Source organism: Deinococcus sonorensis KR-87 (genome assembly GCF_040256395.1).
Classification (GTDB): Bacteria; Deinococcota; Deinococci; order Deinococcales; family Deinococcaceae; genus Deinococcus; species Deinococcus sonorensis.
On the sequence record NZ_CP158297.1, the window covers coordinates 22,352 to 47,034 of the forward strand.

Sequence of the window (24,683 nt, forward strand, 5' to 3'; positions counted from 1 at the left end):
GCCTAACGCGGTCCGCGCCGGTCACCGCAGCTCCGGCCGGGTGACCGGCGCTGGTGTCGCCCGGCACCGTTCCTCAGGGCCGCTGGGACAGCGGCGGACCTGGCGGCGAACGCCATGTTCTGCTGCGTTTACGTGGGGACCGGTTCAGCCGGCAGCAGGGCTTCCAGTTGCGCCATGGCGTGGAGCTGGTCGAGCAGCAGCCCGGTGCGCTCCGGTCCGAGGTCCTGGAGAAAACGGCCGAGCAGGACGGCCATCTCGGTATCGATGGCCCGCAGGGCTGCGCGCCCCGCGTCCGTGAGGTGCAGCCGGTAGCGGCGCGCGTCGGTGTCGTCCACCAGACGCTGGACCAGGCCGCGTTTGATGAAGGGGTCGAGCAGCCGGCTGGTGGCGTAGCCGGGCACGTGCAGCAGCTGCGCCAGGTTTCCGGGCGTGAGGTCCTGACGTTCGATCCAGCGCAGGATCATGTAATCACGCAGGTCGAGGTCGAAGGTGCGGCGCAACACCGGGTCGAGGGCGCGGGTGAACGCCTCGCGCGCCTGGAAGTGCGCTTCGAGCACGCGGGTGGTGAGCACGGTCGGGTCGTCCAGCGGGGCCGGCGTCATGCCGCAGTGTACCTGACTGCCTTGCATAATTGCAAAACAGCAATTAATGTGTGGAGGCTCGTTTGACCGGGGCGCAGGCCTCCGGCGATGGACGTCCCCCCGCCCACCATTCAAGTGCACGCCCGGCGTGCACGGAGATCCCACATGACCCACGCCACGCCCGCGCTGGAACAGCCGGACTACACTCCCCGCCAGCGCACCATCGCGTTCGTGACGGTGCTGCTGGCGGTGCTGCTGGCCAGCATGAACCAGACCATCGTCTCGACCGCCGGCCCCGCCATCCAGAAGGCGCTGAACATCGAGAACAGCCTCTACTCCTGGATCACCACCGCGTACCTCCTCGCCAGCACCACCTTCGTGCCGATCTACGGCAAGCTCAGTGACCTGGTCGGCCGCAAGGTGATCATGATGTTCGGTGTGGTCGTCTTCGTCCTCGGCTCCATCGTGTGCGGCCTGGCGAGCGGGGTTGGCATGCTGATCCTCGGGCGCGCGGTGCAGGGCCTCGGCGGCGCCGCGCTGCTGGGCCTGATGTACGCCGTGATCGCCGACCTGTACCCGGTGGAGCAGCGCAGCCGCTACACCGCGCTGATCGGCGCGGTGTTCAGCCTCTCGACCGTGCTCGGCAGCATCCTCGGCGGGTACGTCACCGACCACTTCGGCTGGCACAACGTGTTCTTCATCAGCGTGCCGCTCGGCGTGATCACCGTCGGCACCATGCTCTTCATGCCCGCCCTGCGGCAGCACCGCGAGCGCGCGCCTCTGGACCTGCTCGGCGCCGCGCTGCTGATCGTCTTCAGCGTCACCCTGCTGCTCGCCCTCTCGCTGGGCAAGACCACCGTCGCCCCCGGCGAGAGCGGCTTCGTGTGGGGCTCGTGGCAGATCCTCTCGCTGCTCGCCGCCGCCGTGGTGTCGCTGGTGTCGTTCATCACGGTGGAGCTCCGCGCGGCCGACCCGATCATCGACATCCGGCTGTTCAGGAACCGGACCTTCGCCGTCGCGAACGTCGTCACCTTCCTGGTCGGCATCGTGTTCTTCGCCGCCACGGTGTTCCTGCCGCTGTTTATGGTGAACGTGATCGGCCTGTCGGCCACCAACGCGGGCCTGACCACCTTTCCGTTGACCATCGGGCTGGTGATCAGCAGCATCATCGCGGGGCAGGCGTTCGCCCGCTTCGGGAAACTCAAGCCGGTGATCTTCGTGGGTGGCCTGTTCCTGATGCTCGGCTTCGTGCTGATGGGCTACACCCTGCGGCTGGACAGCACCCAGTTCGAACTCACCTGGAAGATGATCGTGGTGGGCCTCGGCCTCGGGCCGGTCCTGCCGATGCTGACGCTGGCCATCCAGAGCAACGTCGGCCCCCGCGAGATCGGCGCCGCCACCGGCACCAACAGCTTCCTGCGGTCGCTCGGCAGCACCATCGGCGTGGCCTTCCTCGGCACCCTCTTCGCCTCCACCCTCAAAACCGAGATTCAGGACACCGTTGACACGGCAAAGCAGACGCTGCCGGCACCGATGCGCGCTCAGTTCGACCTGCAGAACACGTCCGGCAGCAAGACCAGCAGCAGCACCCAGAACTTTGACGCCGCGAAAGTCAAGCGCGACGCCATCCAGAAACTGGACGAGACGCGCGCCCGCTACGTCGCCGCGCTGCGCGACCACAACCCGCAGGCGATCCAGGCGCTGCTGAACGACCCCAAGACCGACCCGCAGCTGCGCGACGTCCTGAAGCAGGGTGGCTTCGAAGCGGCCATCCGGGCGGGCTTCGACAAGCAGCGAGACCTGCTCACCCGCGCGGTCCTGAAGGCGGATCCGGCGGCGATTCAAGCGGTCGTCTCGAACCCCCAGACGCCCCAGGCGCTCAAGTCGGTGGTGCAGGGCGGCGTGAAGGCGCAGGTCAAAGCGAGCGTCGCGCAGCAGCGGGACCTGCTCACCCGCGCCCTGCTCTGGAACGACCCCGCGGCCGTCCGGGAGCTGTTGGCCAACCCCCAGACGCCCGCGGAGTTCCGCACGGTGCTGCGCAGCGGCGGCATCGAGGCCCAGGTGAAAGCCCAGTTCGCCCAGCAGCGCGCATTGCTCACCCGCGCCCTGCTGAACAACGACCAGACGGCGGTCCGGGACATCCTGGCCAACCCCCAGCTGCCCGCGGCGCTGAAGGGCGTCTTCCAGCACGGCGGCGTCCGCGCACAGGTGACGGCGGGCTTCGACGGGCAACGGACGCTGCTGACCGCCGCCATCCTCAACAACGACCCCGCGGCCATCCAGAAGGTCCTGGGCAATGCGCAGACCCCGGCGGCCCTGAAGGCCCTCTTCCAGAACGGCGGCCTGGCGGCGAAGGTGGACGCGGGCCTCGCCCAGCAGCGTGACCTGCTGACCCGCGCCCTCCGGGACAACGACCCGCAGGCGGTCCAGGCGCTCCTGGCCGCCCCCACGACCCCCGCTGCGCTGCGGCAGGTCCTCGCCGCCGGGGGAATCCGCGCCGCGGTGAAGCGCGGCGTGGACGCGCAGAAAGCGGCCATTGCGGCGGCCGTGCAGGCCGGCGACGTCACGCCCCTGCTGAGCAGGCCGTCGCTGCCCCAGCCGCTCCGGGACGCCCTGGCCCACCTGCCCGCCGAGGCCCTCGCAACGCCCGAGGCCCGGGCGGCCACCCTGGCGGCGCTGACCGCACGGCTCGACGCGGCTGAACCCGCGGCAGCGGACGCCGCGGTGAACGCGGCCCTCAAGGACGCCCAGGGGCGCCTGGACGCCGCGCGACCCCAGGCCCTGAACGCGGCCCGCCACACCGCGCTGACGCAGGTCCTGGCGGGGCTGAACGCCACAGAGCAGCAGACCCTCCAGACCGCGCCGCGGCAGGCGCTGGACAAGATCCTGGCCGGTCTGGATGCCCAGGAGCCCGCCGTGCTCGCCTCCGCCCCGCAGCAGGCCCTGCACGCGGCCCTCGTCAAAGTGGACGTCGCGGAACAGACCGCCCTGAACACCGCGCCCCAGCAGGCCCTGAAGACCATCCTGGCGAACCTCGACGCCAAGGAGCAGCAGGCGCTCGCCACCACGCCCCGCGCGAGCCTGGCCAAGATCGTGAACGGCATCGACGACGCCAAGACGAAGGTCGTGCCGGTGATTGACAAGATCGGCACGGGCATCAAGCAGGCCTTCACGGACGCCGTGGAGTTGCTGTACCGGGTGGGGCTGATGGTCGCCGCCCTCTCCCTGGTCATCAGCCTGTTCCTCAAGGAAGCGCGGCCCCGCACGGTGACCCGCGAACAGGTGAAGGAGGACGAGCTGCGGTCCATCGAGGTCTGACGCACGCCCGGCCTGGACCACCTGGTCCGGGCCGGGGGCAGCGCGCGTCTGAAGGACCGGTCTCGTTGTGGCCGGGGTGGCAGCTGCCACCCCGGCCTCGTGTTGGACATTTACGCGCGTCAAGGCGCCGCACGACCGCCGCCGGCTCGTCGCCAGCACGCCAGCAGAGGTGCGCCCAACGGCACTTGAGCGGGCCGTGGCCTTCGGGCGCACGTCGGTGCGGTGCTCGACCATCGTCCCGGTGGCTGTGAACCGCCGGTCAACCGGACTGCCCCAGCGCTCGGGCCCGTCCCACCTGGAGCGGGTCGCGACCCGGCGTGAAGCGTATGCCGTTGGAGCAGGCCGAGCTCTCTTGAGCGTGGCCCGGACGACTGGAGCGGACCGAAGGGGTGCAGGGGCGCGGGCGCCGCTGGCCTCAGGTCTGTCGTGGACGTGCCCATCCGGTACGCCCCTCCCGCCCAGCGGGTAAGTTCGCTGCAAGCAGGGCGAGCGGCACCATCACCCGGTCGTGTCTTTCGGCGAGACTGGGCGGGGGGCATCCTGGAAGCCCAGGCGTTCGTACAGCTGAACGGCGGGGGTATTCGCGCGCGTCACCACCAGATCCAGCGTCTGGTGTCCCTGCTCAAGCAGCGTGTTGATGACGCTGCTCAAGACGAGCCGCGCCAGGCCTTTGCGTTTGTGGGCCGCGGCGGTCATGGTGAACGCCACGAACGGGACGGGCGCTTCGCCCCACAGGGTCACCAGCACCGCCGCGACCACCCGGCCATCGTGATCGACGAGCCGTGAGGTGGAGGGCATGAACATGCCGTACTCACCACGCTTCAGCGCGTGAAGTTCATGGAAGGCGTCGTCAAGCGAAGCCCCCTCGTCGAAGTCGACCGTGCCCCGGTACGCGTCGAGCATCAGGGCTGCCAGGGCGGGCAGGTCCTCGGTGCGGAACGCGCGCGTCGTGAATCCATCGATCAGGGGGAGGGTCTGCGGGCGGAGGGTGAGGCGCATCAGGCGGCGGGGGTGGGTCATGGCTTCCCTTCGTCCCGGCACGGGCGTGCCGGAGTGGTTCGTGGGCCGGTGAGCGCGCCCGGGCGAACCGGCCGTACTCACCGTGTTCAAGGCGTCTCGTGCGGGACCAGCAGCATGCGCAGCGAGTAGGACGTCGCGCTGTCCGAGGCCGGACGCAGGTACCGGGTGAGCAGGGCGCGCAGATCCTCCCGGAAGAGCGCGGCATCCGCGGGTGACATGGGGAACCCCAGCGCGAACACGTCGAGGAAATCTGCATCCGGCGCGGAGAGCGTCCCGATCGGCTGCCCGTCAGTCCGCACGCGGCGCATGTGCGCCCGGCCGCCCTCGCCGCTGAACTCCAGCATCCACTCGCCGGGCCCAACGTGCGTGTGTAACCACCGCTCGATGTCGCGCTGCAGGACGGTGTTCACGAACGTCCCGTCGACCGTGAGTGCGTGCGTCACGTCGGCGTGGGTCGTGGCATCGAATGGGAGGTAGAAGCGGTCCGCGACGGCGCGGTAGCGTTTTTCGGGGCGGCCACGCCGAGGGACTTCCCGGACGAAGTGCAGGAGGCCGACCGCCTGCAATTGACGGACGCGGTACAGGACGCTGTTCGGGTGCTCGTGCAGTCCTCGGGCGACTTCCGGCACGCTGCGCTCCATTCCGAGGAACGGTTCAAGGTAGCGGCGGCGGGCGGGATCGCTCAGGAACTTCGCGGCGGCCGGGTCGCGAACAAGAAACGCGTCAGAAGGCACTCTGTTCGACATGGTACCGGACGGAGGGCGGGGAACGCGGGTGGGGAGGCACACGTCATGATCCGCGGTCCTCATCGTGAGCGTCGCCCCTCAATTTCAGGATGACCAGGCCACTCAACTCCCCGAGACATCGACCCTCACCTGGGGCGGCGGGGACGGGCGGTGGCCGTCCCAAGAAGGCAGTGGTCACCACGACTGGTCCTGTCGCTGCTCGGTGCACGGAACGGTAGGCGGCCGGGAACGCCCGCGCCGGCGTACAGCTGCACCCGCGCCACCTTGATGACGGTTCCAGTTGAGCTCCCTGATCTTGCACCCGAACGTCCCGGTGGAGCTGACCCTGCGTGACCCGGTGCAGTACTTCGCGCTCGACAAGGTGAGCGACCTGGGGCTGACCGCGCTGGACCTGCGTGGCGCCGGACTGCACATGCGGCTGTATACCGCGGCGGGGCAGCTGCTCGCCGAGGGCGTGGATCAGTCGCCCAGCACGCCGGGCGAGACGATCGCGCTGCCGGCCCACCACACCATCCTGAGCGTGGAACGCGCGGACCACCTCAGCACCCCGGTCTCGGGCGAGCCGGTCGGCGTGCCTGCCCGACTGACCATCTCCACCGGATGCGAACGCCCCCTGAGGCTGGCAGGGGTGCGTTCGCCCGGTTCGCCCACCGACGGGCGTTCGTCCCTGACGCCAGCGTCGTCCGCTGAGGTGCCGGCTGCAGCTGTTCTCCTGAACGCCGGTGCCGGGCATCCACGCGCCGCCCGTGCTGGGCCTGCCGAGGGCACGCACGTGCAGACCAGACGCTGCACATTGCGGGCCCCCTCGCTTCGTGGAAGAATTCTAGGGTGAGCACCACCACCGATCCTGACCGCCTGTTGCTCGATGACCGGCGGGCACGGATTCTTCAGGACCTGCAGCGCGACGGCCGCGTCCTGAGCACGGTGCTCGCCCGCCGGTACGCGGTGTCCGAGGATGCCATCCGCCGGGACCTGCGTGAACTCGCCAGTCAGCACCTCCTCAAGCGCGTCCACGGCGGTGCCCTTCCCGTGTCCAACGCCTTTGAACCGTACGCCGTGCGACGCGTTCAGGAACCGCGCGCCAAGCAGGACGTTGCCGCGGCGGTTGCGCGCTGGGTGCGGCCGAACCAGGTGCTGTTCCTCGACGGTGGCAGCACCCTCACCGAGGTCATCGCGCACCTCCCCGCCGGGCTGAACCTCACGGTCATCACGAACAACCTGCACGCCGCCGTCGCGCTCACCGACCGCCCGGACATTCACGGGGTGCTGCTCGGCGGGACCATCGACAGCGCGAGCCACATCACCTCCGGCCTGCGCGCCCTGGAGGACATCCAGGCGGTTCGGGCGGACGCCTGCCTGCTGGGCGTGTGCGGCCTGCACCCCGAGCACGGCCTCACCGCCGCGCACCAAGAGGAAGCGCAGCTCAAGCGGGCGATGGTCCGTCAGTCCGCCGAGTGCGCGGTGGTGCTGACGCGCGACAAGCTCGGCACCACCGCCCCCTACGTGGTGCTGCCCGCCGCGGACATCGACACGCTGTTCATCGAACCGGACGTGAGCGGCGAGCAGCTCGCCCCGTACCGGCAGCTGGGCATCCAGGTCCTCCAGTAGCGTTCCGGCCGGCCGGTTCTCCCCGGGCACCCCCACGGTGCGCGTGGAGACCGGTCGGCTCGTTCGGCATGGCAAGCATGCGAGGACCACGACGGGTCCCAGAAGGTGCGGCTGTGCGGGAAGAGTGCCGCGCTGCAGGTTCCGGTTGCCCCGGCAGGGACGCTCTTGAACGAGAGGCGCATGTCCTCGGGGTGGTGACAACACCGCTGGAGGAAGGCGGCTCCAGTGCCAGGCCGGTGGAGCCCGGACCCAGCAGGCCGAACGCTGGGTGTGCGGTCATGTTGGGATGGCGCATCCTCAGAATCGTGCAAATCCATGCACCTTCGTGCGGCTGTATGGAAGCCTGACTCGAACGGCAATCCTCCTAACCTGGCAGGCAGTTGTCGAACTCACTTGCCGCCAACAGGGATATTCCGTTATCTTAACCGTTACAGACCACGTGCAACCGTCCGTGCTGGCATGTCGTCCGATTCTCCCGTCTGTGCACGAACGTGCACGAATCGCCCCAGGAGCCCCATGACCCATGACGACGCCCGCCTTCGCCTTGCCCCTGACGCCACAGACACCTCCCGCGCCCGCCAGATCGCGGCGGCCCGCTTCGCCGTCCGCGCCGTCTTCTTCGTCAACGGCCTCGCGATGGCCACCTGGGTCGTCAACATTCCCCGCATCCGGGACCACCTCGGCCTGAATCCCGCCACCGTCGGCACCGCCCTCCTCGGCATCGCCATCGGCAGCCTCATCGCCATGCCCCGCACCGGGCACCTCACGCACCGCCACGGCACCCGGCGCGTCACCGTGGTCGCGGGCGTGCTGGCGGCCCTCACGCTGCTGCTCCCCTTCCTCGCCCCCAACCTGTTGACACTGTTCGCTGCGCTGCTGGTGTTCGGCGCGGCGAACGGCGTGATGGACGTCGCCATGAACGCACAGGGCGTCGTGGTGGAACGCGCTGGACACCAGCCGGTGATGTCCAGCTTCCACGCGGCCTTCTCCTTCGGCACCCTCGCGGGCGCGCTGCTGGGCAGCGTCCTGCTCGGCGTGGGCCTCGCGCCCCTCCCGCACGCCCTGATTGTCAGCGCCGCGTTCCTCACCCTGCTCGCCTGGGCCGGCCGGCTCATGCTGCCCCGGCACGAGGACACCACCGAACCCGCACCGGGGGATCCGGCGGAGGCCACGCCTGCCCGGAACGGCACCGGTCTGGTGGCGCTGCTGGGCGTGCTGTGCTTCCTGGGGATGCTTGGTGAGGGCGCCATCGGCGACTGGAGCGGCCTGTACTCGACCGACGTCCTGCACGTGTCTGGCGCGCTGGTGGGCGCGTCTTTCACCGCCTTCACCCTCGCCATGACGGTGGCGCGCCTGGTCGGGGATGGCTGGCGCAGCCGGTTCGGGGACGCGCGCGTCGTGACCGTCGGCGCCCTCCTCAGTGGGGTGGGGCTGCTGCTGGGCCTGGTCACGTTGCATCCCCTGCTGGCCGCGCTGGGCTTCCTGGTGTTCGGTATCGGCGTCGCGAACGTGGTGCCTGTCCTGTACGGCACGGCCGGGCACGCCTTCGCCGCCAGGGGCATCGCGCAGGTCGCGAGCATCGGGTACGCCGGGTTCCTCGCGGGCCCCCCACTGATCGGGTACGTGTCGCATGAGACGTCGCTGCGGGTCGGCATGATCGTGATCGGGGCCAGCCTGTTGGCCGTGGGGGGGTGTGCGCCGCTGGTGTACCGCCGCCTGTCCCGCTGACGAGGCGCTTCAACCGGGCGACCGTTGTCCATCGGGTTGATGACAGGCCCGTCAGACCGATGCGAAGTCAAGCGGCGCGACCGGGAGCCCTGCCACGGTTCCCGGTCGCGCCTTGATGATGGGGGCACCGGTAGGGATGGCGCCCGGCACGGGTGAGGACGGCGGTGAGCGAGCGCGGCGGCGTGCTCAAGCTTCCCTGAAGTGGCCCCCTGAACCCGCAACGGCAGTCCTGATCCGGCGCCGACATGCAGCTGTCGTTCCGAAGGGTCGCCCTCCCGACCGGCAGTGGAGGGGCCGCACGTCTGGAACTACCGACGCCGGGTTCAGGCAACGCCCCGCTGCCCTTGCGGAATGAAGCTACTTGATGATGGTGCCGTTATTGTAGATGCAGCGGCCATTCCAGACCGTCTGGCTCTTGCTGCGGCTGAGATCCGGGGGGCTGACGGTCAGCGTGATGCGGCAGGGGGTGGTGATGGGGGCGGCACCATAGCTGTTGTACAGGTCGAACACCGCCTGGGTGGAGGTCTCCAGCAGGGATTCGCCCGCCCCAAGGGTCACGTACAGCGTCCAGTCGTAGCTCAGCGCCTCGTTCTGCGGATTCTCCAGGCGCACCACCGCGTAGTATTTGGTCGGGCCGGGCGTTGAGCCGCTGCACGAGGTGCGTTTCCAGGTCAGGTTGAGGGTGTCGCCCTGAACCACAGAGGTGGGTGAGCAGCCAGGAACGTCGAGTCTGGGCGCTTCGCGGTCGTACACGCCGGCATACGTGATTTTGGGATACGGATTGACCAGCGGCGGCAGCACCGTGAGGGTCACGGTCTGACGGGTGGTGGCGCCCAGCCGGTCGTGGGTGGAGACCCGGACCTCTCTCGCGCCCGTCGTGCCGAACGTCACTTCCACCTGACAGCCGTTGACCTGCCGCAGCGTGTCGGGGGCGTCCACCGTCCAGGTGGTGTTGGCACAGAAGTCCGTGGCGCTGCCTTCATTGGTGTCCGTGATGGTGGCCGATATGGAATACGGCGTGCCCTGATGCGCGTCCCCGGTGTAATTCAGCACCAGGCGGGGCGGCCGGTTGACCACGCTCAGCACGAATGTCAGCTGGGTGGTGGCCCTGCCCGAGTCGCGGGCCGTGACGGTGATGGTGCGGTCTCCAGGGCTGCGGAAGGTGAAGTCGGGCGTGAGGGCGCCGTCGACATTCGACGTGGCGGTGACCTGCGGGCAGCCGTCCTCCGCGTCGCTGGCCGCGTAGAACTCCCCGTTGCCGAACGTCGGCCCGGCAGCGCTGCACAGGGCCCGGAAGTTCAGCGGCGCGCCGACATCCACCGTGTGCGGCTGGGTGGTCAGGTTCAGGGTGGGCGGGGTGTTGCCCGAGCGGCCGAGTTCCTTGCTGATGTCGAAGAGCGTGGCGCTGTAACTCGCCAGCGTGCCCAGGATCGGCAGCTTGACCCGGAAGCCCAGCGTGCCCTTCATGAAGCCGTTCACGATCCAGTTCGGGGTGCGCGGGTACGCCACGTCGAGCTTCACGCCCGCCTCCAGGGTGGCTTCCGGACCGGCCACGTCGTACAGCGTGAAGCTGGCGCGGCTCTGCACCCCGACACGCGGCCTGAGGGACCCGGAGAAACGGGGGGGTGGCAGGCTGCCGTTCACCCCGAAGCCGGAGATGTCCTTCCAACCGTTCCCTTTGGTCCAGCGGGCGCCGACCTGCGCGGTCACCGATTCGCTGGCCGCGAACTCGACGTGCGCGGTGACCTCCCCACCCGCCGTCAGGTACAGCTCGACCTTTGGCACCAGCACCACCGGCACCGGCCCGATGAAGAACACCTTGGGTTTGAAGTACTGGCTGCCCACCAAGGCGGCGTCACCCACCGCCCCGTGCAGGTCCCCGGTGATGTTCAGGTGCGAGCTCTGCGCAAACCCCACGCTGGCCTGGAAGCTGGTGACGCACACCGGCGGCAGCTCGAAGCACGGCTTGATGCCCACACTCACGCCGTACCCCACGTTGAACGCCACGGCGCCGTCCACCCGGATGGTGCCCGTCGCGTTCGGGCCCTGGAGCGGCACAAAGGTATGGTCGAAGTTCAGGGTAAAGCCGTACTGCTCGCCGACGCCCGCCTGCGGGTGGAGGGCGCGCGGCTGGGCCGTGACGGTCACGCCCTTCGGGAGGCCTTCGGTGCGCAGCAGGTCGTCGCCGGTCAGTTGAAAGTCGGCGTTCAGTTCACCCTGGGTGATGGCGTCCGTGAGGTTCGCCTGGGTGGTGTCGAGCAGCGTGCGGCTGCCGTCGTGCCGGATGCCCGTGACTTTGCGCAGGTACCCGGACGGGGCGGCCGTCGAGGGCTCGGATGCCAGCACGTCGCCAGGGTTCAGTGCGTCGAGCGCCGGGGTGCGCTGGGCGAAGGTCAGCACGCCGCTCCCGGCGTTGTAGCTGGTGAGGGCCGTGCGGGTCGCGGCGTCGGCCACCTTGGTGGTCTGCGGAATGATGACCGCCGTGGTGTGCGTGTCCGGCGGGGGCGCCCCCGACCCGCACGCCACCAGCACCACCGTCGTCAGGGCCAGGAACCAGCATCTGATCTGTCTGTTCACGTCCACTCCTTAAACGAAAGAGCTCAGGGCAAGGCCACAGTGGGGGCAGGAGTGGGCTGCGGATCACTGCGCCGCACAGCGGGCAGCCATCCAGCATCCAGACGCCATCGTTGACGCAGTACCGCTCCCGTGAATCCCGCGGAACCGCGCGGCCGCAGGCGGGACACAGCCGGTACGCCGGGCCCCTGGGGCCTTCATGTTCTGCCGCCTGTGGCTGGTCCTGGCGTCCTGTTCCTGCCGGCGCTGCGCGGCGGAACCGTCCGGATTCACCCCGGTCGCGTTTCACCAGGTGATCACCTCCTGAACTTCACTGTGCGTGGGCGGTGATCAGACCAGCGCCAGATTTTCAGCCGAAAACGTCGACGCTCCCACTCAGGAAGGGTGCCCAGGCCTCGGGAAGGTCCACGCCAACCTCGCGCAGCTGCGCCCGGGCCCGACCATACGTGCGGTTCAGCGTGGCGTGGCGCCCGCCAGCCCGCAGGGCGGTCAGCAGCAGGCGCAACGAGGTCAGGTCGTAGGGGTCGGCGTCCACCAGCAGCCGGCCCAGCCGCTCGGCCTCGCCGGGCGCGAGGTCCAGCAGCGCCTCCACCCGGGTCCTGAGGGCCGCGGTGAGCGCGTCACGCGACGCATCCAGGGGGTCGGTCAGGCCCACGCCCAGCCACGCCGGACCGCGCCACAGGCGCACGTCCCCGGTGGCCAGGAACGTTTCGGCGTCGCTGCCGATGCTCCCCAGGGCGTAGCCGTCCGGCGTCGTCAGGATGGCCCCTGGGCCACACACCTGCCGCAGCTGGTGAACCAGGTCCCGAAGCGACGAGCCTGCCGGGCCGTCCGGCTGGCCGGGATACAGCAGGTCCAGCAGGTCCAGCCGGGACACCTGGAGGCGGCCCGAGAGCCGCGCGCTCAGCAGCAGGGCCAGCAGGTCGCGCCGCCGACCCCCGCGGACCGGCTGCACCTGCGCCCCGTGGCGCACACGCATGGCGCCCAGGACGTCCAGCACCGGCTCCGGTCCGGCCCGCTCCACGGTGACCGGCGTTCCCAGCTCCGGACAGCCCAGGTCGGGGAACGCCTGCCGGAGCAGGCGCACCTCGTTGTGGAGCTGGCGGTCGTTGAACCAGCGCAGCAGGCTCCGGGCCAGGTCCACGTCCCCGGACAGCCGGGCCACCTCCAGCTCGATCTTCCGGGTGAAGAGGGCGCTCCCGCCGCTGTTGTCCTGCAGCGCCTGCCGCAGGAGCGCCAGCGCTTCCGGCGCCCTGCCCAGACCCTCCAGGGCCAGGGCGCGGCCATACATCGCGTCCACGACCAGTCCCTGGAAGCCGTGCTCGTCACACATCGCCTGCAACTCGGCCGTGAGGGCCAGCGCGTCGTCCCAGCGGCTCTGGCGCAGCCGCACCATCGCCAGGTCATACAGACAGGCCGCGGCGCCGTGCAGGTCCCCGATGTCGCGGGCGGTCCTCAGGGCGGACGTCGCGTAGCGCTGGGCCAGCTCCATGCCCAGCGGCGGCGACCAGTCCAGGTACAGCAGACTGAGCATGCCCTCGCACTCGACCAGCATGATGGAGTGCCCGCTGCTGAGCAGCACCTCCCTGGCCTCCAGAAACAGCGTTTCGGCCTCCGCGTAGCGGCCGAAGTGCCACAGGTTCCAGGCCGCCGCGGTGCGGACAGCGGCGTAGCCGCGGGGGTCACCGGCCTCCGCGTACAGCCGGGCGGCCTCCAGTTCCTGGGTGACTGCGTCCTGATACCGGCTCAGTCGTTCCAGGGCGACACCCTGGTTGTGCCGGACCATGGCGGCCGCCCGGCCCTCACCCGCGGCCAGCAGCCGCGGGGCGAGGTGGTCCAGGCGCTGCGCCGCCTCCGCCAGTTCCCCCGCCTGAAGCAGCAGCGTCGCTTCCTGGGTCTCGACGGTCAGCCGGTCCACCTCCCCCAGATCGGTGCGCGCGGCCAGCCGGTCCAGCAGCGTCCGGGCGTCCGTCAGGGCCCTGGTGTTGACCATCGCCCGCACGCCGGCCAGCAGCACCGCCACGTCACGGCTGTCCTGCAGTTCCGGGTGACTGCGCCACAGCTGCAGGACCCGGGGGATGTTCCTGGCCAGCATGCTCAGGACCAGCTGGCGGGCCGCGAGGGACTGGGGGGCCGGCCCGGTCCCGTCCGGTGGCGCGGGCAGTTCCGCAGCAACCAGGGCTTCGGCTTCGCTCAGCCGGCCCTGCGTGGCCAGCACTTCGGCCCGGACCCAGCGGGCCTCGGCCTCGTGCGCAGAATCGCGGCTGGCCCGCACGGCGAGCCGCTCCGCTTCCGGCAGGTCCACCCGCAGCAGGGCCCGCGCCGCCTCGAGGGCCAGGCCCGCCTGGCGCGTCCCGGTCGCCGCGTCGCTGGCCAGCGCCAGCAGCCGGCCCGCCTGCCCCCGCAGGCCGGTGGCCTGGGCGTGTGCCGCGGCCGACGTGAGGAGCTCCAGCGTCACGTCCGCGTCCAGACCGGCCGCCGGCGCCAGCGCGGCCGCTGCCAGGAGATCCGTCGCCCGCAGCCCCTGAACCGCACGCCGCGCCAACTGCTGACGCACAGGGCCGGGGGTGGTGCGCCGGGTCACCTCCCGGTACAGCGGGTGGCTGAAGGTCACCCGCTGCGACTCCACCGGCGTCAGCACCCCCTGCTCCACCAGGGGCGCGCAGGCCGCCTGGAGCTCCGTGACCGTCCGGCCCGCGACGTCGGCCCACTGGCTCAGGGCGGGCCCGTCCGGCAGGAGCTCCAGGGCCTCCAGGGCGGACCGGGTGAGCGGGGTGGGGGCGGCCTCCTGAAGCAGGCGCTCGACCAGGGTCTCGATGGTGACCGGAAGCCAGCCCTCCGGGGGAGGCCGCCACCGCCACTGCTGGCCGTCGTTCCAGAGATGGCCCTGCCGCGCCAGGTACCGCAGCGACTCCAGCCCAAACAGCGGATTGCCGTGGGCCCGCCGGATCAGCCAGCGGCTGGCCTCCAGCGGCAGGGGCCCGTGGAGTTCCGACTCCAGCAGGACCCCGAAGGGGGCGTCCTCCAGCGGCGCGACCCGGTACGGCTCGAACGGCGCTGGGGGAGCATGGCGACTCGTCGCCAGCACCGCCACCCCACGCAAGCCGGTGACGGCGCGGGCCAGGGCCACCACGTGCGCGCTGTGCTCGGGACCCAGCTCATGCAGGTCCTCCAGCAGGATCACGACAGGCGCCAGCCCGCTCAGCAGGGCACCCAGCAGCTCGCGCAGCCGGTCCTGACCCGGCGTCTCGCCGCGCTGGAGCAGGTTGAGCTGAGCCTGCGCCCACAGCCCCAGTCGTTTCGGTCTGGGCAGCTGCAGGGCCACGTCCGTCAGCGGTGTCCGGGCGGGAAAGCTGTGGCTGCGCAGGCCGCTGAGCCGCATCACCGCCGCCGCCGCGTGGCTCTTGCCGATCCCCGCTTCACCCCAGATGGCGAGGGCCGCTCCATGCCGTCTGAGCTGCACCGCCCGCAGTCGGGTCAGCACCCGCTGCACCGTGCTCAGCTCCCCTGTGCCCGACATGCTTCAGTATAAGAAGCCATGGCCGCGCTCACCGCTGCACCGCGCCCGGCGGGTGACGGCGTGCACGCGGGTGTGGTGCCCAGAATGTTCGGTGCGGACGTGCCGCGTCAGGACGCCATGCGCGTGTTCACCCGTGTGCGGCTCGCGACCGCGGTGACGTGAGCTTGTGCTGGGCCGCGCCCATCTGGACGTCTGCCCGCGGTTTGATGAGGCAGGGACCCCCGGCGGGGGAGACCCCTGCAGGGGACCTCCGTGCGGCCGGGTCACTCCGCAGGCGGCAGAACGCCCGCGCACCGCCTGGCGGAGCCGCGCCATCACGGCCACTGGTTGATGCGGCAAGCGGGCGGGTCCGCATGCCGCAGGGCGACGCTGGAGCGGTGACACCTTCCAGAGGCTGCCCTTGACGGTGCAGTTGTGCGTCTCCGACATCGTTGAACCCGACGTGTCCGCTGCTCGGGCCAGGGCTTGAGGCATCGTTGCGATTCGCGTAACCGGGCCGGGTCACCCGTCCATACTGCCTGGACCATGGCGACTCCCCCTGAGTTTTCCGGCTTTGTGGAGGTGCGCGGCGCCCGGGAACACAACCTCAAAGAGGTCTCACTGCGGGTTCCACGAGGCGCGCTGGTCGTGTTCACCGGCGTGTCCGGGTCGGGCAAGTCCTCGCTGGCGTTCGGGACGCTGTACGCCGAGGCGCAACGGCGCTACCTCGAGTCGGTGTCGCCGTACGCCCGCCGCCTGTTCCATCAGGTGGGCGCGCCGGATGTGGATGCCATCGAGGGCCTGCCCCCGGCGGTGGCGCTGCAACAACAGCGCGGCGCGCCCACCGCCCGCTCCTCGGTGGGCAGCGTGACCACCCTGTCCAACCTGGTCCGGATGCTGTACTCACGCGCCGGGACGTACCCGCCGGGGCAGGGCATCGTGTATGCCGAAGGGTTCTCGCCCAACACGCCCGAGGGGGCCTGCCCGAACTGCCACGGCCAGGGCCGGGTGTACGAGGTCACCGAAGCTTCGATGGTGCCGGATCCGTCGCTCACCATCCGCGAACGGGCCATCGCCGCCTGGCCGCTCGCGTGGGGTGGGCAGAATCAGCGCGACATCCTGGTGTCGCTCGGCATCGACGTGGACGTGCCGTGGCGGGAATTGCCGCGGGAGACGCGGGAATGGATTCTCTTCACCGACGAGCAGCCGGTGGTTCCGGTCTACCCGGGGCTGAGTCCCGCAGAGACCCGGCGGGCGGTCAAACGCAAGCTCGAACCCAGCTACATGGGCACCTTCAGCAGCGCCCGGCGGCACGTCCTGCACACCTTCACCACCACCGAGAGCGCGGCCATGCGGCGCCGCGTCCAGACGTACATGATCGCGGCGGAGTGCCCGGTGTGCCACGGGAAACGGCTGCGCCCGGAAGCGCTGGCGGTGCGGTTCGCGGGCGTGGACATCACGGAATTCTCGCGCCTGCCGCTGAGCCAGGTGGCCACGCTGACCCGCCCGTACGCCGACGGCGTGGAGGACGGGCTGGCGCAGCAGCATCCCGAGCAGGCGCTGGCCCGGCAGCGCCTGACCGAGGACCTCGTCGCCCGGCTGGACGTGCTGCTGGACCTCGGGCTGGGGTACCTGCACCTGGAGCGCTCGACGCCGACGCTCTCGCCCGGCGAGTTGCAGCGGCTGCGCCTGGCCACGCAGCTGTACTCGAACCTGTTCGGCGTGGTGTACGTTCTCGACGAACCGTCCGCCGGCTTGCATCCAGCCGACACTGAGGCGCTGCTCTCCGCATTGAACGGCCTGAAGGCGGCCGGCAATTCGCTGTTCGTGGTGGAACACGACCTCACCGTGGTGCGCCGCGCCGACTGGCTGGTGGATGTCGGCCCGGGGGCCGGGAACCAGGGCGGCGAGGTGCTCTACAGCGGCCCGCCGGACGGGCTCCGGGAGATCCGCAGCTCGCAGACCGCCCGGTACCTGTTCGGGACCGAGCCGCAGGACGAGCACCGACCGCGCACCCCGACCGGCTGGCTGGAATTGAGTGGCGTGACGCGCCACAACCTCCGGGACCTCACGGTCCGGTTTCCGCTGGGCGTGCTGACCAGCGTGACGGGCGTCTCCGGGTCCGGCAAGTCCACCCTGGTCAGCCAGGTGCTCGCCGAGACGCTGGCGGCCCACCTCGGTCAGGGGGCGGAGGGGGAGGCGGACCCTTCACCGGGCGAGGACGACCTCACAGACGCTTCGGATGACGTGAGTCCCGCGCGTCTCGGGGAGGACGTGGCCGCGGTCGCGCGGCTGGTGCGGGTCGACCAGCGGCCGATCGGCCGCACGCCCAGAAGCAACATGGCGACGTACACCGGCCTGTTCGATCACGTCCGCAGACTGTTCGCCGGCGCGCCGCTGGCCCGCGAGCGCGGGTACACGGCCGGGCGCTTTTCGTTCAACGTCAAGGGCGGGCGCTGCGAACACTGCCAGGGCGAAGGCTGGGTGATGGTCGAACTGCTGTTCCTGCCCAGCGTGTACGCGCCGTGCCCGGTCTGCCACGGCACGCGCTACAACGACGAGACGCTGGACGTCCGGTACCGGGACCGCACCATCGCCGAGGTCCTCGGCATGACGGTGGACACCGCCTGGGACTTCTTCCGGGATGACGTCGGCGGTGTTCCGCAGCCTGGACACGCTGCGCGAGGTGGGCCTGGGGTACCTGCGGCTGGGGCAGCCCGCCACCGAACTCTCGGGTGGAGAAGCGCAGCGCATCAAACTCGCCACTGAACTGCAGCGCGCCGGACGGGGGCAGACCGTGTACATTCTCGACGAGCCGACCACCGGTCTGCACCCCGCCGACGTGGCCCGCCTGGCCCGGCAGCTCGCCCGACTGGTTGACGCCGGGCACACCGTGATCACCGTGGAGCACGACATGCAACTGGTCGTCGGGAGTGACTGGGTGATCGACGTCGGTCCCGGCGCGGGCGACGAGGGTGGCCGGATCGTCGCGCAGGGCACGCCGCAGGCGGTCGCGCAGACACCGGGCAGCCGGACCGCGCCGTACCTCGCGCGGGCGCTCAGCGAAGCGGATGGGCCGGCCGCATCGAGTCCCGCCTAGCGCCCTGAGGCGCCCGTCACGCTCAGCGTCCCAGGTGCTCGTGAACCAGGCGGGCCGCACGCTGCGCGGCACGGACGGCGCCCTCCAGCATGCCCCCGTCGGTGGACGACGTTTCTGTGCCGGCCCAGAACACCCGGCCCCCGAACGCCGGCTGCTCGAACAGCGCGTGGCCATACGGGAAGTCGGCCGGCGTGGGGACCGCGTCCTCCGCGCTGCTGGTGAACGGTTCCCGCACCCAGTCCATTTCGTGGTACGAGACGCACGCCAGGGCCTGGGGGCCGAACAGGCGGGCGAGGTGGTTGAGCACCGCCTGTTGCCGCTGCTCCGCCGGCATCGCCCGCTACGGCCCGCCGCTGGCGAGGAAGCCGAACAGCGCCGTGAAGTGCTGGTCGGGCGAGGAGACGTCATGAATCTCCTCAAGCGGCCCGTCCCGACTCACCGCGAATCCCGAGAGCTGCTGGTCCCGCCAGAACGCGCGCGGGTACTGCACGAACACCTTGGCGGCGTGGCCCATCCAGGTGGGCATGCTGAGCAGCACCTCCCGGACCGCGGGCGGCAACGCTGGCACGAAGGTCAGCGTGCCGGCCGTCAGGCGGGGCGGGAGGGCCACGATGACCGCCCGGGCCGTGAAGCGCTGGCGATCCTGCTCCTGGCCTGGACGCTGCACCTGCACGTCCACGCCGTCGTCGGTCACTTCGATGGTCGTGACCGTGGCGTTCAGCGCGACGCTGCCCTCAGGCAGGCGCGCGGCGAGCTGGTGGCTCAGGGCCTGAGCGCCCCTGTGAAACCGGGCCGCCCCGGTCATGGGTGAGGGGTCCGCGAGCCGCTGGTGGCCCTCGGCGCCCAGGTCGAGCAGGCCGTCGCCTTCCACGTACTGATCGAAGCGTGACACGCCGAGCTCCTGCGCCAGGTGCCGCGCCTCGGTGTGATGCGGTCGGGTCCACGCACCGCCCAGGTCACTCCACGTGCGCCCGCCGGCGGGAAGCGGGACGGACAGGGTGCGGCCGCCCACCCGGTCGCGGGCTTCGATCACCAGGACCTTCAGGTTGGCGCGGGTGAGCAGGTCCGCGGCCAGCAGGCCGGACAGTCCGGCACCCACGATGATCACGTCCTCGGGTCCTTCAGAAACCATGGGACGACGATGACAGAGGCTGTGGTTCTCAGGATGAGGAGCGCGGCGTGCGCTCGGCCGAACGGCGGAGATGCCTCGGGTCTGGAGGGAGCCGCCGCCAGGGTTGGTCGCCCCCGTGCCCGGCCCCGCCGGCGCTCCAGGACATCCGGCGGGCTCCTCGTGGCGCGCGGTGGGCGACCACGGCCCGGTGCACCCGCACCGCGCTGTTGGGCAAGCGCTCCCTCCTGACTCTCCCGGCCCTGGCGGTCAGAAGCTGCGCGTTCATCACCCTCCACCCCACCCGGGCAGGACTTCTGATGATCGGCAGGGTCGCGCTGTCCCTCAGGGCCGCTTCAGGACACGTCCGAGCGGTCAGAACCTCAACAGGCCGACTGGGTGAGGCGGCGTTTGAGGCCTTTGTCCAGGCGATGGACGCGTGCAGTCCAAGCCAAGGGACGCTCCATTCCACCTCCGCCTTCCCGTTCCGCTTCACGATTCGACTGGGCAAGAACATGCCTCGCGTTCTCTTCAGGGCGTGCACAGCGGTCGAGTCCTCCCGAAGGTGATGCGGTGGTGCCCTGCAACTTGGTCGCTTATCGAATAGTTCGGGCACGTGAACCGGATTTAAGGTAAGCGCATGACAGGACTCCCCCGGCAGATCACGCTGCTCCTGGCCACCCTCCTGACCCTGGTGATGAATTACCTCTCCAACGCCCTCCCCCTGTTCGGCAACAGCAACAAGGCCATCTCGGACCGACTGCCCAATGCCTTCACGCCTGCAGGGTCCACCTTCGCGATCTGGGGCGTCATCTTCCTGGGCCTTCTGGTCTTCGCGGTCGATCAGGCGACGCCCAGCCGACGAGGAGCGCGCTACGACGCCCTGTTCTGGCCGTTTCTGCTCGCCAACCTCCTGAACGTCGGCTGGCTCCTCGCGTTCCAGAGCCTCCGTTTCGGCCTGAGCGTCGTGGTGATGTTGGCCCTGCTGGCCACCCTCATCTGGCTGTACATCCGCCTCCACCACCTCCACCTGACCCGGACGGAGGTCTGGACGTTGGGGGTGCCCACCAGCCTGTATCTGGGCTGGATCGCCGTGGCGACCATCGCCAACATCACCGCCTGGCTGGTCAGCCGAGGCGTCACAGCGGATCTCGCCGGTCTGAGCGCGCCCTACTGGTCCGCTGCTCTGGTGATCGTCGCGGCGCTGATTGGTGCGTTCCTGCTTCGCGTGAACCGCGATTACGCCGTGATGGGCGTGATGCTGTGGGCCTTCTCCGGCGTGTACCTGGCCCGTCCCGAGACGACTCCAGTCGCCGTTGGCGTGCTGATCGGCGCCCTCGTGCTGCTTGCCGGTGCCGTCACCAGCGTGAGACGCCCACTCCGCTCATGATCTGATTCGGCCACACGCCGGGAGGTCACCCCTCCAATCCGCGAGAACCGGACCCGCTCAACCAGGTTGGCCTGCGTGCGTGCCGGCCAACCTGGCATGGCGGACGTGAACGCAGTGATGAGGACGTGAAACAGGAGATGGTTTGACAGGGCAGACTCCACCTCTGAACCCACTTTCATCTCCTCAAGTTCATGTTGCACCGACCTTCGGCCACTCCCGGTGCAAGAAGCTTGTGAGTCACTGGACGTCATGCTGAGGTCAGGACCTTCAACGTCGTATGACTGAATGCTTGCCCGCCCCCTTCACCCTGCTCCTCCCCACCATGAGCAGCGGGTTCGGCTGCGGGACCAGCTCACCATGCGGCTGGTCAGGCGGGTGGCGATCCAACGCTCAGTCGACCGTTTCTGCGCCGCTCACCGGGCGTCGAGCGCCCGGTCGCTCTCCCGCTCTCCTGCGGCGACCATCGCCATGCCCTCACCCCGCCTCACTCGGGTGGCCAGACACGGCCCGCGGGCGCCCTCGACATCACCGCCACCCTGCGTGCAGCGTCTCCGGATGAGCCGTCGCTCATGGCGTGGCCCGACCGTGCCGGGAACGCGGGCCCTGGGGGGCCCGTCCGCGCCCGGTCCACTCAGCGAATGGGACGCCAGGAAACGCCACCTGTACCTCGTCGCGATGACCGTTGGCGGCGCGGCCGCCTGGGTGCTCGTCCTGATCGTGCTCGACCAGCCGCGTGATGTGCACGCCGCCTCACTGGCCGCCGGGGTGCTCTGGACGGCCTTGACGGCCGCGCTCGCGCTGCATCCACCCTTCGTGCGCCACATCGGCCTGTGGGCCACCGCGATTGTCGCGGCCCTCTACGCGTATGCGTTTGGCTCGGCCCTGTTCATCGCGCCCACGCCGGACGCGCTGCGTGACTTCGCGCTGACCGGGCACGCCGTGTACCTGTTCGCCTTTCTGGTGCTCGGCAAGCGGGGCGGCGCGCTCGCTTCGGGGGTGTTCCTGGGGATGATCACGCTGCTGGTCATCGCCGCCCTCCTGGTGGGCCACGTCGTGCTGCCGTTCGCGGAAACGCGCTTGATCCTCGCGTTTCTGGGCATGAGCGTGCTTGACGTCAGCGCGCTGTACGCGTTCGCGCAGCTGTTTGAACGCGACGTCGCCGCCCGCAGCATGCTCGAGGCGCTCGCGCAGTATGCGCTGACCGACCCCCTCACGCAGCTGCCCAACCGACGCGCCCTGGAGGAACGGCTCGAAGAGGCCGTGGCGCGTGGGGAGCGTCACGGCCTGCCCTTCGCCCTGCTCTTCATCGACCTCGACCACTTCAAGCAGGTGAACGACACGCACGGGCACGCCGTGGGCGACGCGCTCCTCCAGGCGGTCGCGCGTCGCCTGGGCGGCGCGGTGGGGCAGGCCGACGTGCTGGCCCGCATCAGCGGCGACGAGTTCGTCGTGATCCTCGGTGACCGGCACCCCGAGCAGGGGGCGCGCGCCGCGATCGAGCGCATCCGCCAGGCCCTCGCGGTGCCCGAGACGCACGAGGGCCTGCAGCTGACGATCGAAGCGAGCATCGGCGCGAGCATCTACCCCAGGGACGGCACGAGTGCGCGAGACCTGCTGAGGCGAGCTGATGAGCAGATGTACCGGGCCAAAGGTGCTGCCCGTCAAGCGCGGCCGTGAGCGGGGGCCGGCGTCCCGAGGTCAACAACGGGAATCCTGGCCCGAGCTTCCACCTCCCGGTCAATCCGCCGAACCACACCGAGGACCTGGCGAGGGGTCCAGAAACTCAGCTCAGGAGGGCGCGGGAACGGTCATCGTCGCTGTGGGTCCAGACGCCCTAGGTTCACCCGATCCGACAAGGTTTGACTCCCTGACGCGACTCCCCACCGTACCTTCGAATCAGAGCACGGTGGCGTGCCGGCGCAGGGTCGAGCCTCACCGCTCTCGGCGACGTGGACCCGTTGTGTCGAGAAGAGATGAGGACGCACCTGAACGCCGTGCTCAGGCTGTCCCAACGCGACCTCACTGGAGTGCTCCGCCTGGAAGATGGCGTGCCGATCCCGTTCAGCACTCAGGTTCCACCCCTCAAGGAGCGGCAGGGCGTCCGGCATCGTGCACATTGACCCGACCACGGTGGGAACTGACGTTCCGTCCTGGCCTTCCTGGCCTGGCGCGGACGACGCCAGCCGCGCAGGCTGGTCGGTTCGTCCTGGCGTGGCCGGTCCCCTTTCCCTGCTTCTTGCGCGCGTGGATCTGGCTTCCCGCGCCGCTGCCGCGGGTACACTGCACAGCACCATGACCGTGTCCCCGCTTCCCCCCGCGTTGGTGCAGGCGCTGGCTCGCCTGGCTGGCCTGGACCTGACGCTCGACCAGGCCGCAGAACTCACCCCGTTGCTCCAGCCGCTGCTGGTGGGCGACCGGCAGGTTGCCCGGCTGGATCTGGGCACGCTCAGTGCCGTGGGATCCACCTGGCCGCAGGCGTCCCATGAGTGAGCCGGCCCTGCACTTCGCGAGCATCGCGGACATCGGCGCGCTGTACCGGTCGCGTGCGCTGTCGCCCGTCGAACTCACCCGCTCGTGCCTGGAGCGAATCGCCGCGCTGGACACCACCCTCAACGCCTTCATCACCGTGACGGCCGAGCAGGCCCTCCGGCAGGCCCGTCAGGCCGAGGACGACCTGCACGCGGGAGTGGACCGCGGACCGCTGCACGGCATCCCGGTCGCGCTCAAGGACCTGGTCGAGACCGCCGGCATCCGGACCACCTGCGCGTCCCGGATCCTGCGCGACCACGTGCCGCCACGCGACGCCGCGCTCGTGCGGCGGCTGTCGGCGGCCGGCGCGGTCACGCTCGGCAAGACCAACATGTCGGAGTTCGCCATGGGCGTGCCGCACCCGGACCACGGGCAGACCAATAACCCGTGGGCCCCGGCCCGCACAGCCGGGGCGTCCAGTGGCGGTTCGGCGGCGGCGGTGGCGGCCGGCCTGTGCTTCGCGGCGGTCGGCACCGACACCGGCGGGTCCATCCGCATTCCCGCCAGCTACTGCGGGCTGGCGGGCCTGAAACCCACGTATGGCCTGGTGGACCTCACGGGCGTGTTCCCGCTCTCGTGGTCGCTCGATCACGCCGGCCCGCTGGCGCGCAGCAGTGCCGACGCCGCGCTGATGCTGGACGCCATGACCGGCCAGCGGCACCCGGCGTCCGCCCAGCTGCGCGGCCTGCGCTTCGGCGTGATGCAGGCGAGTGGGCCCGGGGTCGAGCCGGACGTGAGCGCGTTGTTTGCGGCGGCGTGCCAGGCCCTGCAGGCGGCGGGCGCCGAGCTGCACGACGTGGAGGTGCCGGAACTCGAGCTGGCCGACGCGGCGCTGCTGAACGTGCTGCTTCCGGAGGCCAGCGCCGTTCACGCCCGCTGGATCGCGGAGCGGCCGGCCGAGTATGCCGCGGTGACGCGCCAGCAGCTGCAGCTGGGCTTCGCCATTCCGGCCGTCACGCACGTGCGGGCCCAGCAGTACCGCCGTCACCTGACCCGGCAGTTCCTGACGCAGCTGGAGCGGGTGGACGCGCTGCTCTCGCCGACGGTGGCCTTCGTGGCGCCGGAGCGCGATCCGGACCTCACGGGAACCCAGGGCGCGCTGGAGGGCCTCCGGACCGGCCCGCACAACCTCACCGGCCTGCCCGCCCTCACCGTGAACGTCGGCTTCGACGCGGATGGTCTCCCGGTGGGCCTGCAGGTGGTGACCCCACCCATGACCGACCATCGGTGCCTCGCGATCGGTGCGGCCCTGGAAGGGCTGCTTCCGCATGCCCGCCGCCACCCCTCACTGGCCTGAGGCGCCACGACGTGCGGGGAGAGAAGGCCGGCCCGGACGGCGTCCCCGGCCGGATCGGGCTGCCAGCGGCCCACACCGCTCGCTCCGGGCACGGCGTCCCTGGCCGACTGTTCCGCCCGTTCGGCTCCCGCTGAAGTCCGCGCCCAACACCTCGGGCCAGCAGCTCATCCCCGCCGCCTCCGGAG

At 70.4% G+C, this 24,683-nt stretch carries 16 protein-coding genes and 1 pseudogene; 11 read left to right on the forward strand and 6 right to left on the reverse strand.

Annotation, left to right across the window (positions count from 1 at the left end):
- Window positions 1-128: 128 nt before the first annotated feature.
- Window positions 129-602 carry a MarR family winged helix-turn-helix transcriptional regulator gene (locus tag ABOD76_RS01405; RefSeq protein ID WP_350241442.1) on the reverse strand — a complete coding sequence of 158 codons (474 nt, stop codon included), beginning with the start codon at window positions 600-602 and terminating at the stop codon, window positions 129-131.
- 144 nt (window positions 603-746) lie between these two features.
- On the opposite strand from ABOD76_RS01405, the gene ABOD76_RS01410 reads away from it, so the two are divergent.
- Entirely contained in the window at window positions 747-3,899 is a 3,153-nt protein-coding gene (locus ABOD76_RS01410; protein ID WP_350241444.1) for an MDR family MFS transporter, read from the forward strand.
- Window positions 3,900-4,397: 498 nt separating this feature from the next.
- Here ABOD76_RS01410 and ABOD76_RS01415 read toward each other — a convergent pair whose 3' ends face one another.
- Both ABOD76_RS01415 and ABOD76_RS01420 read right to left on the reverse strand, forming a co-directional pair.
- Complete coding sequence (locus ABOD76_RS01415) at window positions 4,398-4,919, reverse strand: GNAT family N-acetyltransferase (RefSeq protein WP_350241446.1); 522 nt, start codon at window positions 4,917-4,919, stop codon at window positions 4,398-4,400.
- 86 nt (window positions 4,920-5,005) lie between these two features.
- Window positions 5,006-5,653, reverse strand: coding sequence for a helix-turn-helix domain-containing protein (locus ABOD76_RS01420; protein WP_350241448.1), 648 nt, complete (start codon window positions 5,651-5,653; stop codon window positions 5,006-5,008).
- A 292-nt stretch (window positions 5,654-5,945) separates the two neighbouring features.
- Here ABOD76_RS01420 and ABOD76_RS01425 point away from each other — a divergent pair, with 292 nt between their 5' ends.
- The 3 genes from ABOD76_RS01425 (at window position 5,946) to ABOD76_RS01435 (ending at window position 9,001) form a co-directional block, all read left to right on the forward strand.
- Complete coding sequence (locus tag ABOD76_RS01425) at window positions 5,946-6,497, forward strand: hypothetical protein (protein ID WP_350241450.1); 552 nt, start codon at window positions 5,946-5,948, stop codon at window positions 6,495-6,497.
- The gene (locus ABOD76_RS01430; protein WP_350241452.1) at window positions 6,494-7,273 is read left to right on the forward strand and encodes a DeoR/GlpR family DNA-binding transcription regulator; all 780 of its coding nucleotides are present in this window, start codon (window positions 6,494-6,496) and stop codon (window positions 7,271-7,273) included. Before ABOD76_RS01425 ends, ABOD76_RS01430 begins: the two co-directional genes overlap by 4 nt.
- A gap of 516 nt (window positions 7,274-7,789) precedes the next feature.
- Window positions 7,790-9,001: an MFS transporter gene (locus ABOD76_RS01435; RefSeq protein ID WP_350241454.1), complete on the forward strand. Its 1,212-nt coding sequence runs from the start codon at window positions 7,790-7,792 to the stop codon at window positions 8,999-9,001.
- A gap of 357 nt (window positions 9,002-9,358) precedes the next feature.
- Here ABOD76_RS01435 and ABOD76_RS01440 read toward each other — a convergent pair whose 3' ends face one another.
- Together ABOD76_RS01440 and ABOD76_RS01445 are read right to left on the reverse strand one after the other, a co-directional pair.
- Window positions 9,359-11,578, reverse strand: a complete 2,220-nt coding sequence (locus ABOD76_RS01440; protein ID WP_350241456.1) for a hypothetical protein — start codon at window positions 11,576-11,578, stop codon at window positions 9,359-9,361.
- A 346-nt stretch (window positions 11,579-11,924) separates the two neighbouring features.
- On the reverse strand, window positions 11,925-15,095 hold the full coding sequence (locus ABOD76_RS01445) for a hypothetical protein (protein ID WP_350241458.1): 3,171 nt from the start codon (window positions 15,093-15,095) through the stop codon (window positions 11,925-11,927).
- Window positions 15,096-15,113: 18 nt separating this feature from the next.
- Here ABOD76_RS01445 and ABOD76_RS01450 point away from each other — a divergent pair, with 18 nt between their 5' ends.
- The 3 genes from ABOD76_RS01450 (at window position 15,114) to ABOD76_RS22395 (ending at window position 18,174) form a co-directional block, all read left to right on the forward strand.
- Window positions 15,114-15,257, forward strand: a complete 144-nt coding sequence (locus ABOD76_RS01450) for a hypothetical protein (RefSeq protein WP_350241460.1) — start codon at window positions 15,114-15,116, stop codon at window positions 15,255-15,257.
- Window positions 15,258-15,620: 363 nt separating this feature from the next.
- Complete coding sequence (locus ABOD76_RS01455; protein ID WP_433961770.1) at window positions 15,621-17,843, forward strand: excinuclease ABC subunit A; 2,223 nt, start codon at window positions 15,621-15,623, stop codon at window positions 17,841-17,843.
- Window positions 17,731-18,174, forward strand: coding sequence for a hypothetical protein (locus tag ABOD76_RS22395; RefSeq protein ID WP_433961771.1), 444 nt, complete (start codon window positions 17,731-17,733; stop codon window positions 18,172-18,174). The genes ABOD76_RS01455 and ABOD76_RS22395 overlap by 113 nt, the downstream gene beginning before the upstream one ends.
- Window positions 18,175-18,196: 22 nt before the next feature.
- Here the strand turns inward: ABOD76_RS22395 and ABOD76_RS01460 are convergent.
- Window positions 18,197-19,306: pseudogene (locus tag ABOD76_RS01460) on the reverse strand (flavin monoamine oxidase family protein).
- A gap of 616 nt (window positions 19,307-19,922) precedes the next feature.
- Here ABOD76_RS01460 and ABOD76_RS01465 point away from each other — a divergent pair.
- The 4 genes from ABOD76_RS01465 to ABOD76_RS01480 all read left to right on the forward strand — a co-directional run bounded on the left by ABOD76_RS01465 (window position 19,923) and on the right by ABOD76_RS01480 (window position 24,498).
- Window positions 19,923-20,672 (forward strand): tryptophan-rich sensory protein, encoded by a 750-nt coding sequence (locus tag ABOD76_RS01465; protein WP_350241462.1) that lies wholly within the window; start codon window positions 19,923-19,925, stop codon window positions 20,670-20,672.
- A 675-nt stretch (window positions 20,673-21,347) separates the two neighbouring features.
- A complete protein-coding gene (locus ABOD76_RS01470) occupies window positions 21,348-22,349 on the forward strand; it encodes a GGDEF domain-containing protein (RefSeq protein ID WP_350241464.1) in 1,002 nt (333 codons plus the stop codon).
- A 615-nt stretch (window positions 22,350-22,964) separates the two neighbouring features.
- Window positions 22,965-23,162 (forward strand): hypothetical protein, encoded by a 198-nt coding sequence (locus ABOD76_RS01475; RefSeq protein ID WP_350241466.1) that lies wholly within the window; start codon window positions 22,965-22,967, stop codon window positions 23,160-23,162.
- On the forward strand, window positions 23,155-24,498 hold the full coding sequence (locus ABOD76_RS01480; RefSeq protein WP_350241468.1) for an amidase: 1,344 nt from the start codon (window positions 23,155-23,157) through the stop codon (window positions 24,496-24,498). Before ABOD76_RS01475 ends, ABOD76_RS01480 begins: the two co-directional genes overlap by 8 nt.
- The last annotated feature ends 185 nt before the right edge of the window (window positions 24,499-24,683 follow it).